Genomic DNA, 14,594 nt, shown 5'->3' with positions numbered 1-14,594 from the left:
TTGTGCTGGGGTTTTTTATTGTAGTGTTAACTCCATATCTTTGAGATTTCTCGTTTTTTATAAGAAAGTGTTGGTAAATTATTTGTTGAGTCATTTTATCTGCTTTTTACATTTGAAAAGGAAATCCTTTCAAATGACCCAAAAACACGTTTTACACGGTCTGCCTTAAACATTTTTTCACATGAATGACTCAATTAAGCAATTATAGTTACAAAATCAGAAAAAGTAACATAAGATTATGTATGAATTTCTCCTTTAGTATTTGTGTGAAAAAAGCTATAATAAGAAAAAGAACGACTGAATGCTCATTCATTTTCGAGGAGGATCTAAAAGTGAAAAAAACTGATTATATAGAAAATTTTGTGACATGGGAAGAAGAATTTATATTTGCTCACCCTGTTAAGGTGCGTTTTTCTGAAACAGATATGTTTGGTCATTTAAATAATACGGTTCCATTTGTTTACTTTGAAGAGGCTCGCATTGAGTATTTTAAAAGTTTAAATCTTATGGACGATTGGGTGAAGGAAGAAAACGAAACATTTATTGTCGTTGCAGATCTTCAATGTGACTATATGAAGCAAGTTTACTTCGATGAGAACCTCTTAATTTATGTAAAAGCAGGCAGAATCGGACAATCATCGGTAGATATTCATTACATGGGCAAAAGAGAGAATGGTGACATTTGCTTTACAGGAAGAGGAACGATTGTTCAGGTATCTAAATTAACTGGTAAAGGTGCGCAGTGGACTGATGATATGAAGCTTGCTTTTCATGAGAAAATAAATGTACCTCAATCTTAGATAGGGACAGGCGTACATTTAGAAAATAAACATTCTCTACTTCAAGAATTTCAGTCACTCTCATTGTTTAACATACATATGATATGATGACTAATACACACCCACCCCGCGATTCATGGCTGGCGAAAGGCAAGGAGGGTTACAATACTTGAAGGAGAATGATTATACTCACAAGCCGTTACTCACAAAACGAGAAAGGGAAGTATTCGAGCTGCTAGTACAAGATAAAACAACTAGGGAAATCGCTGGTGAATTATTTATAAGCGAAAAGACAGTTCGGAACCACATATCTAATGCCATGCAAAAGCTTGGTGTAAAGGGGCGTTCACAAGCTGTTGTAGAGCTCCTTCGTATGGGAGAGCTAGAGTTATAATTTTAGACCGGCAGTCCGTCTGGATTGCCGGTTATCAATGTAATAGAATTTTATTATTTTAGGCGGGCGCAATGCTCGTTTTTCTTTTCTTGACATATTTTTTTAGTTTGCTTACAGTTCTCGCTTGAATTTTCCTTCGAAAAAGGTGACAATAAAATTAGGATTAAAAGTAACGGAATAACCGAATATTTCGATGATATATATAGGAGTGTAGTGAATGAACGTAAGAGAACATAGAAATGAACATGTTAATGAAGTTGTAGCAGATATAGAAAAGGATTTACGATATATTTCTGGAATTATTAAGCAACATGGCCGTGAAATTTTAAGCAATTATACCATTACTCCCCCGCAATTTATTGCCTTACAGTGGTTATTAGAGGACGGGGACATGACAATTGGAGAATTATCGAATAAAATGTACTTAGCCTTTAGTACAACGACAGATTTAGTCGATCGTATGGAAAAGAGTGAATTGGTAAAAAGAGTGAAAGATCCTAATGATCGTCGCGTTGTAAGAATCCACTTATTGGAGGAAGGCGAAAGAATTATAGAAGAAGTGATCGACAAAAGGCAAGATTATTTGCAAGAAGTATTAAAGGATTTTTCCGGTGAAGAGGTCGTTCATTTAAGGGAGAATCTAAGAAAATTGCATCAAGATATGAAAAGAGATTGAGGCGAGAAGAAAGTGAAACAACCGATAGGTATTATTGATTCAGGGGTTGGCGGGTTAACTGTTGCAAAGGAAGTGATGCGTCAGTTACCTAATGAAAATATTATTTACTTAGGAGATACAGCTCGATGTCCATATGGTCCGAGGTCTGGAGAAGAAGTAAAAGAATTCACATGGCAAATGACGAAGTTTTTATTAGAAAAAGAAGTGAAGATGCTCATTATTGCCTGTAATACTGCGACTGCTGTTGCATTAGATGATATTAAGAATGAGTTACCAATTCCGGTCATTGGCGTTATTTTTCCTGGAGCAAGAACGGCGCTAAAAGTAACAGAAAATCATATCATTGGCATCATTGGTACAGCGGGAACGGTGAAGAGTCGTGCTTATGAACTCGCATTAAAAGGGATCAATAATCGTACGGTAGTTCATAGCCTAGCTTGTCCTAAATTTGTCCCACTAGTAGAAAGTGGGGAGTACGAGAGTGTATTTGCGAAAAAAATCGTTCTAGAAACGTTAGGGCCATTAACAAATAAAGGTTTAGACACATTGATATTAGGCTGTACACATTATCCGCTGTTGGAGAATCTTGTTAAGCAAGTGATGGGTGAAGGTGTTAACGTGATTAGTTCCGGAGATGAAACCGCTCGAGAAGCAAGCACGATTCTTTATGATCGCGGCTTTTTAAACACGAGTGAAGAAGATCCTCAGCACCGTTTTTTCACAACAGGTTCTGAAGCGATGTTCAAAGACATTGCAACAAAATGGTTGCATAGAGAGATAAACGATGTGGAGCGCATACAACTCGGATAATATGGAGGCACCAAATATAATCAATGAACAATCATTGGTTGTATTTGGTGTTTTTTAAATGAATAGATTGCGAGAAAGAAACGATATGCGTTATGCTTTTAAATATATATCAATAAGAATGAGGTGAGGATGGATATGCAAACAGCAGAGGAGCATTTGCAGAAGTATTTCGGTTATACAAGTTTTCGACCAGGTCAAAAAGATATTATTTACAATTTAAATCATGGCCACAACGTACTTGGCATTCTACCAACTGGCGGTGGTAAATCACTCTCCTTCCAAATTCCCGCACTTATGAATGACGGTGTGACGATCGTTATCTCCCCTTTAATTTCACTAATGAAAGACCAAGTAGATGCCCTTCTTGAAGCAGGAATTCCTGCAGCCTATATGAATAGTAGTCTTTCTTACAAGGAATATTCGGAAACAGAAGAGCGACTGTTGGCAGGGGAATATAAGCTTGTCTACATAGCTCCGGAACGTCTGGAGTCAATGGAGTTTCTAACGATTATGGAGAAGATTCATTTATCAATGATTGTCTTTGATGAGGCGCATTGTATTTCTCAATGGGGGCATGATTTTAGACCGAGTTATCGATCGGTAGTGGACAGGATTTTCTCTCTTACTGAAACGCCTGTAATTGCTGCATTAACAGCGACAGCGACGAAAAATGTAGAAGAAGATATAAGTCGCTTATTGCATATAGAAAAAGAACATATATTTGTTACAGGCTTTGCCCGAACGAACCTTTCTTTTCAAGTGTTAAAAGGAAGAGATAAGCGCAAGTATTTAGAAGCCTATGTTTCCAGTAGAAAAGAAGAATCAGGTATTATCTATACGTCTAGCAGAAAACAAACTGATCAATTATATGAACATTTTCTAAAGAAAGGTTATAAAGTTGAAAGATACCATGCTGGTCTTTCTGAGGATAAACGTAAACACTCTCAAGAAAAATTTGTCCATGATCAAGTGACGTTGATGATTGCTACCAATGCGTTTGGGATGGGGATTGATAAACCGGATGTGCGTTATGTGGTGCACTATAATATGCCACGAAACATCGAAGCTTATTATCAAGAAGCCGGAAGAGCAGGACGAGATGGGGAAGAAAGTGAATGTATTTTACTTTACTCACCTCAAGATATTCTCCTACAAAAATTTTTAATAGAAAAGAGCGAGCTGTCAACAAGCCTTCGCGAGCAAGAATATGAAAAACTAAGACAGATGACGAATTATTGTCATACGGAAAGTTGCTTGCAATCCTATATTGTCGCTTATTTTGCCAATCAAGATGTCTCGTCATGTAATAAATGTTCTAACTGTTTAGATGAAAGACAATCTGTTGACATTACGAATGAAGCAATGATGATATTCTCGTGTATTAAGCGAATGGGAGAGCGTTTTGGCGTTAAGCTAACAGCTCAAGTGTTAAAAGGGTCCGCGAATAAGCGGATTAAGCAATTGTCTTTTCATACACTTACAACATATGGGCTTATGAAAGAAAAGACGGAAAAGCAAATTGTTGATATGATTAATTATTTACTTGCTGAAGGCTATCTTTCAATGACAGATGGCCAATATCCGACAGTTAAATTAGCAGATGAAGCTGTCCCGGTTTTAAAAAGAGAAGCCCAAGTATCTATGAAAATTTCTGAAGATAAAGAGCTAGAAGAACGTCCGGCTGGTGAAGAAAATAGCGAGTTATTTACTATCCTAAGGGAGTTAAGAAAAAATTTAGCGCAAGAACAAGGTGTGCCGCCCTATGTCGTTTTTGCTGATACAGCTTTAAAAGAAATGTGTACTTATTTCCCTACTACTAAAGAAGCGATGTTATCGATTAAAGGTGTTGGTGAAATGAAGTTTAGTAAATATGGGGAAGCATTTCTAGAGGAGATAAAAATTTTTACTGAAAAAAATGACATAGAGGTCAAAGAGCAACACTTTGTGAAGACACCACCAGTAAATAAAAAGGCGGCTGAAGGGACAGGAAGTCATATCCATTCATATGAAGCCTTTCTATTAGGTAAAACGATTGCGGAGATTGCTAAAGAGCGTTCCTTTTCACCGATAACGATTCAAAATCATATTTTTAGAGCGGTAGCAGAGGGCCATCCGATTGACTGGGATCAAGTTTTCAATGAGCAGATAGAAGAGGAAGTACTTGTAGCTGCAGATAAAGTCGGTGTAGAAAAGTTAAGACCGATTAAAGATGAAATCAATGATGATACAATTGATTACTTTCAAATTAAGGCTGTTTTAACGAAACATCGTCTCGTTTGAATACGCTTTGTCCAAATTTGTCTAAAAGAATAGAAGACTTTCTTTCCTAAAGGCGGTCTATTTTGTAAATAGGCTCGTATACATGTAGTACAAACTGTCTTAGGAGGGAAAGGTTATGTCTTTAAATAAAAAAGCGACCATCGCAGTGTCCGCTGTATTAGTTTCATCTGCTTTGTTATCAGGTTGTGGATTATTTGGTGGAGAGGAGAAAGAGAAAATTGACCCACCGAGTGAAATGTCCATTAATAACGAAGATGCCAATGTAGAGACAGAAGAGACGACTGGTGAGGAAAGTGGAGCTGCTGATGAAGCGGCAGAAACAACAACGATTCCAACAGAATTATACTTAATTGACAATAATGGTTATGTTGTATCACAAACATTAGATTTACCAAGTACGAATTCTGTTGCTAAACAAGCGTTAGAATATTTAGTGGTAGATGGAAAAGTAACTGAACTCTTACCAAATAATTTCCGTGCAGTCTTACCAGCAGATACAAAAATGACGGTTGATGTGAAAGATAAAGTGGCTCATGTTGATTTTTCTAAGGAATTTGCTGAGTATAATCCAGAAGATGAAGCAAGAATCCTGCAATCAGTCACATGGACATTGACCCAATTCGATGAAATAGAACAAGTGAAATTGAGTATAAATGGGAATGCGATTAAAGAAATGCCAGTCAATGGTACACCGATTGGCGAAGAAGTAAGTCGTTCTATCGGTATCAATTATGATAACTCTGTTGTCACAGATATTACAAATACAAAACCAGTTACCGTTTATTACATGGGTGGCGAAGAAGATGCTAAATACTTTGTTCCAGTAACAAAAAGAGTGTCTAATAATGTCGACAATAACGTGACGGCAATCATTGATGAGTTAGGGAATCCTTCTTTAGGATCTAAACTTTCTGCCGTCTTACCAAGTGAAGTTGCTTTATTAGGTGAACCTAAAGTAGAAGATGGAACGATTACGCTCGATTTCGATGAATCGATTTTCTCTAGTGGGGAAGAAAATGTCATTAACGAGAATGTATTAAAAGTTTTAGCGTTATCACTTACAGAACAAGCAGAAGTGGAATCTGTTGCTGTTACAGTGAATGGCGAGGCTGATTTACTTGATGAAGATGGCGAAAAGCTAGAGCCTGTTTCAAGACCTGAAAGTGTGAATACAGGTAGCTATTAATTGGTATCACCATCCTTTTATAGTAAAATGAGAAGAGTGAGGAAAGGGGCCTCCTCTTCTCTTTATTTTTTATGACGAACATAAAAGGAAGGAAACGCTATATGTCTGAGATTATTATTGCGACAAAGAATAAAGGCAAAGCAGAAGAATTTAAAAAAATGTTTGCATCACTCGGTTATGAAGTGAAAACATTACATGATTATCCTGATATGCCAGATGTGGAAGAAACGGGTACGACTTTTGAAGCAAATGCCGTTTTAAAAGCAGAAGAGATTTCGCGCTTAATGAATCGACCGGTGATTGCTGATGATTCCGGATTATCAATTGATGCACTTGAAGGACGCCCAGGAATATTTTCCGCTCGTTATGCAGGGGAAGATAAAAATGATGAAGCGAATATAGATAAAGTACTTGAAGAAATGAAACATGTACCGGAAGAGAAGCGGGATGCTCGGTTTTATTGTGCACTTGCGGTAGCTATCCCTGGAAAGAAAACATACACCGTTTCGGCGACATGTGAAGGTAAAATTCTTTATGCACGAAAAGGAACAAATGGCTTTGGTTATGATCCCATCTTTTGGGCGAATGCAAAGAATAAGGCGATGGCAGAGTTAACATCAGAAGAAAAAGCAGCCATTAGCCATAGAGGACAAGCATTAAAGCAATTAGAAAAAGATCTTCCAACTATTCTTTAAGGAGGAGGATAACATGAAGTTACTCATCGTTAGTGACAGCCACGGTGATGGTGACATCCTGCAAGAACTAAAAGTACGTCACAGTCAAAATGTCGACTATATGATTCATTGTGGGGACTCTGAATTAAGTAGTGACCAAGCTGAAATCACTGGATATGTCGCTGTGAGAGGGAATTGCGATGCCGATGCTCGCTTTAAAAACGAAGAATTAATAGATACGGATAACGGCAAAGTATGGATTACACATGGTCATCTATATGGCGTAAAATCGTCTTTATTAGGTTTAAGCTTAAGAGCAAAAGAAGTAGCTGCACGTATTGTGTGCTTTGGTCATTCGCATCAACTGGGGGCTGAAATGGTAGATCAAATCCTTTATCTTAATCCAAATAGTATCTCGCTTCCAAGGCAGCCGAAAGAAAAAACATATATGATGGTAAATTGGACAGTGGAAAAAGTGGTCGTTTCCATTTGGACAAGAGACGGTGTCGAGCTCGAGGAATGGCAGCAATCCTTTTCGTTTGCGTAGCCAGAGAACTGCTATTATTACAGCAGTTCTCTGCCAATTATAAATTTATTTAAAAATTAATTGACACTTCAGTTTATCCTGCGTATAATAAATATTGTCTTGATATTAAGTCCCAGTAGCTCAGCAGGATAGAGCAACAGCCTTCTAAGCTGTCGGTCGGGAGTTCGAATCTCTCCTGGGACGCCATTAGCTACATATTTATCTACCAACACTAGCGTTGATTCCTGTGAAAACTTGGATTAGCGCTTTTTTTATTTCAGCTAGAGATCGATTTCATATTAGACTTCTCCATAAGTAATCTTCCTTTGTTGTTTTTCATCCTCAATTAAAAACCCAAAGAAACAACTATAAAAATACTATATTGAAATAATAGTGATAAGATGCACTGAATAAAAACATCCTCAAATACTGGTGATTTTTATCGAATGATGTAACGATGAGTCAGCATATGGTAGAAGTTATCACGTTTGTATGTGATTAAATATTAAAAAAATGGATTAACATGAAATGGTCTCTGAAGGTTGTAGTTTCTTTGTATAGTATTTATCGTAAATGAACGCACATGATTTATCTTGTAATAGCCTTCAATTAGTCGCGTTCTTTTGCTCATGAGCTGTTCAAATACCCCCATCCTAAAAGTACTTCACTTGCTATTCTCGCATGCCACAGAATGAATAAATCAATAAAAAATTTTGTCCAATTAAAAGGTTAATAGATCAATGATGTAAGCGGATACATGAAAACAGACTAATCTAAATTATCAAATAATTTTCCAAAAAGGTGTTGACGACTTTTGAAAATGGGCGTAAGATAGTCCTCAACAAAGCAAAGCACAATAAAATAAATCGAAAATGAAATTGGAAGCAGCGTTATTTTCCTTTTATTTTTACAAACGAAATTTTAGTGGTTTAAAGTGAGAAACTAAAAGCGTTGATGAGGATAAGTAGTTTTTTGATGTAGGTTTTGCAGAGAGCCGGGCAAGCTGGAAACCGGTAAACCAGTCTTAAAATGAACTCACCTCGGAGTGAAGACTTGAACAATGATAAGTAGAGTCTTCCGGGTCGAAGGAACCCGTTATCTAAGCTTAGCAGTTATTATGCTGTTACTGAGTGCGCGTGGAGATTTAAAACGCGAACAAGGGTGGTACCGTGGAATGGTGATCAAAGCCTTTTCATCCCTTGACCAATGATTGGTCAATGAGGGATGGAGAGGCTTTTTTATATTTAATTTTATTTTATTAAGGAGGTTAAAGAGCGATGGTGCGGGAAGCTGCCTTAACAGAAGAAGTGAAAACAAAGCTTGAGACTTTTACAGGCGCAGACTTATTAATGGATGCGTTAGAAAGGGAAAATGTAGAAGTCGTCTTTGGCTACCCTGGCGGAGCGGTTTTGCCGATTTACGATAAGATTTATGATGCGAAATTCCTTCATGTTTTACCTAGACATGAACAAGGCGGCATACATGCTGCAGAAGGTTACGCAAGAATTTCAGGTAAGCCTGGTGTCGTCATTGCAACATCCGGGCCTGGAGCAACGAATATCGTAACAGGTTTGGCTGATGCCATGATGGACTCATTACCAATTGTAGCTTTCACAGGCCAAGTAGCAACAAGTGTGATTGGTTCAGATGCTTTCCAAGAAGCAGATATATTAGGAATTACAACACCGATTACAAAATATAATTTTCAAATTCGCCAATTGGAGGATATTCCAAGAGTCATTAAAGAAGCGTTTTATATTGCAAAGACAGGCAGACCCGGTCCAGTGCTCATTGATATTCCTAAAGATATAGCTTCGACGATTACCGAAAGGCCCGAAGAAGCAGAAATGGAGTTACCGGGTTATCAACCGACATTAAAGCCTAATCGCCTACAGATTCGTAAGCTATCAGATGCGATAGGAGCAGCACAGAAACCAGTCATTTTAGCGGGTGCAGGCATTCTTCATTCGAAGGGGGCAAACGAACTCTTACAGTATGTAGAAAAAACAAAAATACCAGTTGTCCATACATTACTTGGTCTTGGTGGTTTTCCAAGTGATCATCCATTATTCATTGGCATGGCTGGCATGCACGGCTGTTATACAGCAAATATGGCACTCTCACAATGTGACTTATTGATTAATATCGGTGCAAGGTTCGATGACCGCTTAACAGGTAATTTGGAACACTTTGCTCCGAATGCTAAGGTTGCTCATATCGATATTGACCCAGCGGAAATTGGTAAGAATGTACCGACAGTTATTCCTGTTGTAGCAGACGCAAAGGCTGCGCTTCTCGCACTTCTTCAAGAAGAATGTAATGAACCAGCTCATAGCGAATGGATGGAGACATTAAAACAGTGGAGTGTTGCACATCCTTTCCATTATGATAAAGCTTCACCAAAGTTAAAGCCGCAAAGAGTAATGGAGCTCTTGTATGAGAACACGAAGGGCGAAGCGATTGTAACGACAGATGTCGGTCAACACCAAATGTGGGCTGCGCAATACTATCGCTTTAAACATGCTGATAGGTGGGTTACATCTGGTGGGCTTGGAACGATGGGATTTGGTTTACCTTCTAGTATTGGCGCTCAAATTGCTGATCCAGATAGTTGTGTGCTTGCCATTGTCGGTGATGCAGGCTTTCAAATGTCAACACAGGAATTAGCAGTTATACAAGAAATGAACTTACCGATAAAAATCGCAATATTCAATAATCAATCATTAGGGATGGTTAGACAATGGCAGGAGTTTTTCTATGAATCACGTTTTTCTCATAGCAAGATTCCAGTTCAACCTGATTTTGTGAAGCTAGCTGAAGCTTACGATATTAAAGGCTATACCATAACAACAGAAGAAGAAGCGGAGAGAGTGTTAGCTGAAGTATTACACACAAGAGAGCCTGTATTGCTAGATTTCCGTGTCGATGCTGACGAAAATGTCTTTCCAATGATCGCTCCGGGTAAAGGGATTCATGAGATGGTAGGTGTGAAAGAATGAAGAGAATCATATCGCTGCTTGTTTTAAATAAACCTGGTGTACTTAATCGAATTACTAATTTATTTTCTAAACGAAATTATAATATCGAAAGTATTTCAGTGGGTTTATCTGAACAGGAGGGGATGTCAAGAATCACATGTGTAATTTATGTTGAGTCTGACCAACAAAGTGAGCAAATTACGAAACAGCTCAATAAACAGATCGACATACTGAAAGTGACGGATATTACAAATCAAGCAGTTGTTGCTAGAGAACTAGCTTTGATAAAGGTACAGTCTAATCCGCACTCAAGAAATGAGATTTATTCCTTAATTGAACCTTTCAGAGCTTCTGTCATTGACGTTAGCAAAGATAGTCTAGTCATCCAAATTACAGGAGAATCTGAAAAAATCGAAGCTTTCCTAGAGTTAATTAAGCCTTACGGTATTAAAGAGATTGCTAGAACGGGTACAACAGCTTTCCCAAGAGGGACACAAAGACAGTCGCAACAAAAACATAATTTTTCAATTGTATAAAAAAATAAATGATGAATAGAGGAGAATGAATAATGGCTAAAATGTACTATAACGGAGATGCAAATGAGAACTACTTAAACGGGAAAACAGTAGCAGTAATTGGATACGGATCACAAGGTCATGCGCATGCGCAAAATATGAGAGATAGCGGTGTAGAGGTAGTAATCGGCTTAAGGCAGGGAAAATCATGGCAGACAGCAGTTGAAGATGGCTTTCAAGTTTACTCAGTAGGAGAAGCGACTGCTAAAGCAGATATCGTAATGATTTTATTACCAGATGAATTGCAAACGAAAGTATATAAAGAAGAAATCGAACCAAATTTAACCAATCAAGCATTAATGTTTGCTCACGGATTTAATATCCATTTTAATCAAATCGTTCCACCGAAAGAAAGTGATGTTTTATTAGTCGCACCAAAAGGACCAGGTCATTTAGTAAGAAGAACATATGAAGAGGGAGCAGGTGTACCAGCGTTATTCGCCGTTCACCAAGATGTATCAGGTGAAGCAAGAGAATTAGCACTAGCTTATGCAAGAGCAATTGGGGCACTAAGAGCCGGGGGCTTAGAAACGACATTTAAAGAAGAGACAGAAACAGATTTATTTGGAGAACAGGCAGTATTATGTGGCGGACTGACTTCTCTTGTTAAAGCAGGATTTGAAACGTTAACGGAAGCAGGTTATCAGCCGGAACTCGCTTACTTTGAATGTCTCCATGAACTCAAATTAATTGTTGACCTTATGTATGAAGGTGGATTAGAAGGAATGAGATATTCTATTTCTGATACAGCACAATGGGGAGATTTCGTCAGTGGCCCACGGGTTGTAGATGAACGGGTAAAAGCAGAAATGAAAGAAGTATTAAAAGATATTCAAGAAGGCAAATTTGCTAAAGGCTGGATTATGGAAAACCAGGTGAATCGTCCGGTGTTTACAGCTATTAATGCAAAAGAAAGTGAACATGAAATTGAAAGAGTTGGTAGAGAGCTTCGCAAAATGATGCCATTCGTCCAAAACAATAAAAAGAAAGAAGTGGTGAGCAGTGCAACAAATTAATATATTCGATACAACGCTTAGAGATGGAGAACAATCAGCAGGAGTCAACTTGAACTTCTCTGAGAAATTAGAGATTGCTAGACAGCTAGAAAGACTGAATGTAAACATCATCGAAGCAGGTTTTCCAGCCGCGTCTAAAGGAGACTTTGGATCGGTAAAATCTATTGCAGAAACAGTAAAGAACGCTTCTGTAACAGGTTTAGCGAGAGCGGTTTTATCGGATATAGATGCAGCATGGGACTCATTGAAGGGAGGAGCCGAACCAAGGCTCCATACCTTCTTAGCAACTAGCCCTATCCATCGTGATTACAAACTTAAAATGACAAAAGAGCAAGTAGTGGAAACGGCAGTTAACACCGTTAAGTATGCGGCGGAACGCTTCTCCATTGTGCAATGGTCAGCAGAGGATGCTTCAAGGACGGAATTGCCCTTCTTGGCAGAAATCGTGGAGAAAGTCATCCAAGCAGGAGCGAGGGTGATCAACATCCCGGACACAGTCGGATATGCAACACCGAAGGAATACGGAGAGATTTTTAAATATTTAAAAAATAATGTCCCATCTATCGATAAAGTAGCATTATCTGCTCATTGCCATGATGATCTAGGGATGGCGACAGCGAATTCTTTAGCTGCGATCGAAAATGGTGCGACACAAATAGAGGGAACGATTAACGGAATTGGTGAGCGAGCGGGCAATGCAGCGCTTGAGGAAATAGCTGTCGCCCTTCACATCAGAAAAGATTTCTATAATGCCCAAACAACGTTAAACCTAGGGGAGATTAGCCGAACAAGTAGCCTTGTAAGCAAACTTTCCGGAATGCCGGTCCCAGCAAATAAAGCCGTTATTGGAGCAAACGCTTATGCTCATGAATCTGGTATACATCAAGATGGCGTATTAAAAGAAGTAACCACTTATGAAATTATTTCACCGCAATTAGTCGGTGTGCAATCTAACTCTCTTGTTCTTGGTAAACATTCAGGACGACATGCATTTAAAAATCGTTTAGACGAATTAGGTTTAGATGTGGCAGATGAAGATATCAAACCACTATTTACCGTATTCAAAGATTTAGCCGATCGCAAAAAAGAGATGACAGATGAAGACTTAGTCGCCCTTGTGCTAGAAGAAAAATTGTCGAAGGAACAACGATTCTATGAATTAATTCAAATCCAAATTCAGTACGGTACGAATCAAGTGCCGACAGCAACGGTTACATTATCCGGTAGCGATAATCAAGTGATACAAGAAGCAGGTACGGGTGCAGGTAGTATTGAGGCACTATATAACACATTAGAAGCAAGTGTGAATGGTGAGATTAGTTTACTCGATTATCGCATTCAATCAGTTGGTGCCGGTAGAGATGCACTTGCGCAAGTGTTCGTTAAGTTAGCTTACCAAGGGGTAGAAACGAGTGGTAGAGGGCTCGCTCAAGATGTGCTAGAAGCATCAGCAAAAGCCTATTTAAATGCAGTTAACCGAGTCATATATATGAAGGAAAAAACGGAACCAGCTATGCAGAATAGTTAACTTACACTTTAATCGGAGGGATAAAAGATGAAAAAACGTATCGCTGTACTACCAGGAGACGGGATCGGGAAAGAAGTTGCAAAGGGAGCAGTTGAAATTCTCCAAGCAGTCGGAGAGCGCTATAATCACCAATTTGAATTTGCTTATGGTATGATTGGCGGCCATGCGATTGATGAAAAAGGCAAACCACTTCCGGAAGAAACCATTCAACTTTGCAAAGAAAGCGATGCGATTCTTTTAGGAGCAGTGGGTGGTCCTAAATGGGATCAAGTAAATCCTGATATCCGTCCGGAGAGAGGGTTATTACAAATCCGTAAAGAGCTTAATCTATATGCCAATCTTCGTCCAACAACTTATTTTGAAAGTTTGGCGAAATCTTCTCCTCTAAAAGATGAAGTGATCCAAGGTGTAGACTTATTGATGGTACGCGAATTAACTGGCGGATTATATTTTGGTCAACCGAGTGAACGCATGGATGCTAACGGGGAGTCTGCGGTAGTCGATACATTATTTTATAAAAAAGCAGAAATGAAGCGAGTAATCGAAAAAGCGTTTATTTTAGCAGATAAGAGAAGAAAAAAAGTCACATCTATTGATAAAGCAAACGTGCTTGAATCAAGTAGGATGTGGAGGGAAACAGCAGAGGAAGTGGCAAAAGATTATCCCCATGTGTATCTTGAGCATATGTTAGTTGACAATGCGGCGATGCAGATGGTGACAAATCCTAAACAGTTTGATGTTGTCGTAACCGAGAATATGTTTGGTGATATTTTAAGTGATGAGGCTTCCGTTTTAACCGGTTCATTAGGTATGCTACCATCTGCTAGTTTATCTGAGAATGGTCCATATTTATTTGAACCGATTCATGGTTCGGCACCTGATATCGCTGGGAAAAACGTGGCCAATCCGTTAGCAATGATTTTATCTGCTGCAATGATGCTTCGTGAATCGTTCGGGTTAGAAACAGAAGCGAATGAAGTAGAACGTGCTGTAAAGCAAGTGTTAGATGCAGGCTTTAGAACGAGTGATATTGCGGAGTTCGGCCAACAAGTGACATCGACAACAGAAATGATTGCGGAAGTAAAAGCGATGCTACTTGATAATGAAGCCATTATGCATATTATGGGTGCGTACGCTTAAATAATGAAGAAGGGACACGGCCCTATTGTGGG

The 14,594-nt window shown here is 38.7% G+C and carries 13 protein-coding genes, 1 tRNA gene and 1 other annotated feature; all 14 genes read left to right on the top strand.

The features are described 5' to 3' along the window. Window positions 1-332 precede the first annotated feature (332 nt). The 14 genes from MKX78_RS17325 to leuB all read left to right on the top strand — a co-directional run bounded on the left by MKX78_RS17325 (window position 333) and on the right by leuB (window position 14,562). Window positions 333-800 carry an acyl-CoA thioesterase gene (locus MKX78_RS17325; RefSeq protein WP_095372353.1) on the top strand — a complete coding sequence of 156 codons (468 nt, stop codon included), beginning with the start codon at window positions 333-335 and terminating at the stop codon, window positions 798-800. 148 nt (window positions 801-948) lie between these two features. Further along, on the top strand, window positions 949-1,173 hold the full coding sequence (locus MKX78_RS17320) for a helix-turn-helix domain-containing protein (RefSeq protein WP_066191568.1): 225 nt from the start codon (window positions 949-951) through the stop codon (window positions 1,171-1,173). Between the two features lie 217 nt (window positions 1,174-1,390). Further along, window positions 1,391-1,849 carry a MarR family winged helix-turn-helix transcriptional regulator gene (locus MKX78_RS17315; protein WP_095372354.1) on the top strand — a complete coding sequence of 153 codons (459 nt, stop codon included), beginning with the start codon at window positions 1,391-1,393 and terminating at the stop codon, window positions 1,847-1,849. 12 nt (window positions 1,850-1,861) lie between these two features. Continuing rightward, on the top strand, window positions 1,862-2,659 hold the full coding sequence (gene racE, locus MKX78_RS17310; RefSeq protein ID WP_095372355.1) for a glutamate racemase: 798 nt from the start codon (window positions 1,862-1,864) through the stop codon (window positions 2,657-2,659). Between the two features lie 135 nt (window positions 2,660-2,794). Continuing rightward, on the top strand, window positions 2,795-4,939 hold the full coding sequence (gene recQ, locus MKX78_RS17305; RefSeq protein WP_341051706.1) for a DNA helicase RecQ: 2,145 nt from the start codon (window positions 2,795-2,797) through the stop codon (window positions 4,937-4,939). Between the two features lie 115 nt (window positions 4,940-5,054). Beyond that, window positions 5,055-6,125, top strand: a complete 1,071-nt coding sequence (locus MKX78_RS17300) for a GerMN domain-containing protein (protein ID WP_095372356.1) — start codon at window positions 5,055-5,057, stop codon at window positions 6,123-6,125. A 101-nt stretch (window positions 6,126-6,226) separates the two neighbouring features. Beyond that, complete coding sequence (locus tag MKX78_RS17295) at window positions 6,227-6,820, top strand: XTP/dITP diphosphatase (protein WP_307312697.1); 594 nt, start codon at window positions 6,227-6,229, stop codon at window positions 6,818-6,820. Window positions 6,821-6,833: 13 nt separating this feature from the next. Beyond that, complete coding sequence (locus MKX78_RS17290; protein WP_095372358.1) at window positions 6,834-7,346, top strand: metallophosphoesterase; 513 nt, start codon at window positions 6,834-6,836, stop codon at window positions 7,344-7,346. 109 nt (window positions 7,347-7,455) lie between these two features. Further along, window positions 7,456-7,532 (top strand) — tRNA-Arg (locus MKX78_RS17285). A gap of 735 nt (window positions 7,533-8,267) precedes the next feature. Further along, window positions 8,268-8,528: a binding site (T-box leader), on the top strand. 74 nt (window positions 8,529-8,602) lie between these two features. After that, on the top strand, window positions 8,603-10,324 hold the full coding sequence (gene ilvB, locus MKX78_RS17280) for an acetolactate synthase large subunit (RefSeq protein WP_341051701.1): 1,722 nt from the start codon (window positions 8,603-8,605) through the stop codon (window positions 10,322-10,324). Then, the gene (gene ilvN / locus MKX78_RS17275) at window positions 10,321-10,839 is read left to right on the top strand and encodes an acetolactate synthase small subunit (protein ID WP_095372360.1); all 519 of its coding nucleotides are present in this window, start codon (window positions 10,321-10,323) and stop codon (window positions 10,837-10,839) included. The genes ilvB and ilvN overlap by 4 nt, the downstream gene beginning before the upstream one ends. Before the next feature lie 32 nt (window positions 10,840-10,871). Then, window positions 10,872-11,894: a ketol-acid reductoisomerase gene (gene ilvC / locus MKX78_RS17270; protein ID WP_095372361.1), complete on the top strand. Its 1,023-nt coding sequence runs from the start codon at window positions 10,872-10,874 to the stop codon at window positions 11,892-11,894. Then, window positions 11,881-13,422, top strand: coding sequence for a 2-isopropylmalate synthase (locus MKX78_RS17265; RefSeq protein WP_095372362.1), 1,542 nt, complete (start codon window positions 11,881-11,883; stop codon window positions 13,420-13,422). The genes ilvC and MKX78_RS17265 overlap by 14 nt, the downstream gene beginning before the upstream one ends. Window positions 13,423-13,449: 27 nt before the next feature. Next, a complete protein-coding gene (gene leuB / locus MKX78_RS17260) occupies window positions 13,450-14,562 on the top strand; it encodes a 3-isopropylmalate dehydrogenase (protein WP_307312699.1) in 1,113 nt (370 codons plus the stop codon). Window positions 14,563-14,594: the final 32 nt, after the last annotated feature.

This window comes from Cytobacillus sp. FSL R5-0569 (genome assembly GCF_038007265.1).
Lineage (GTDB): Bacteria > Bacillota > Bacilli > Bacillales > Cytobacillaceae > Cytobacillus > Cytobacillus kochii.
This window is presented reverse-complemented; position numbering and strand designations above follow the sequence as displayed.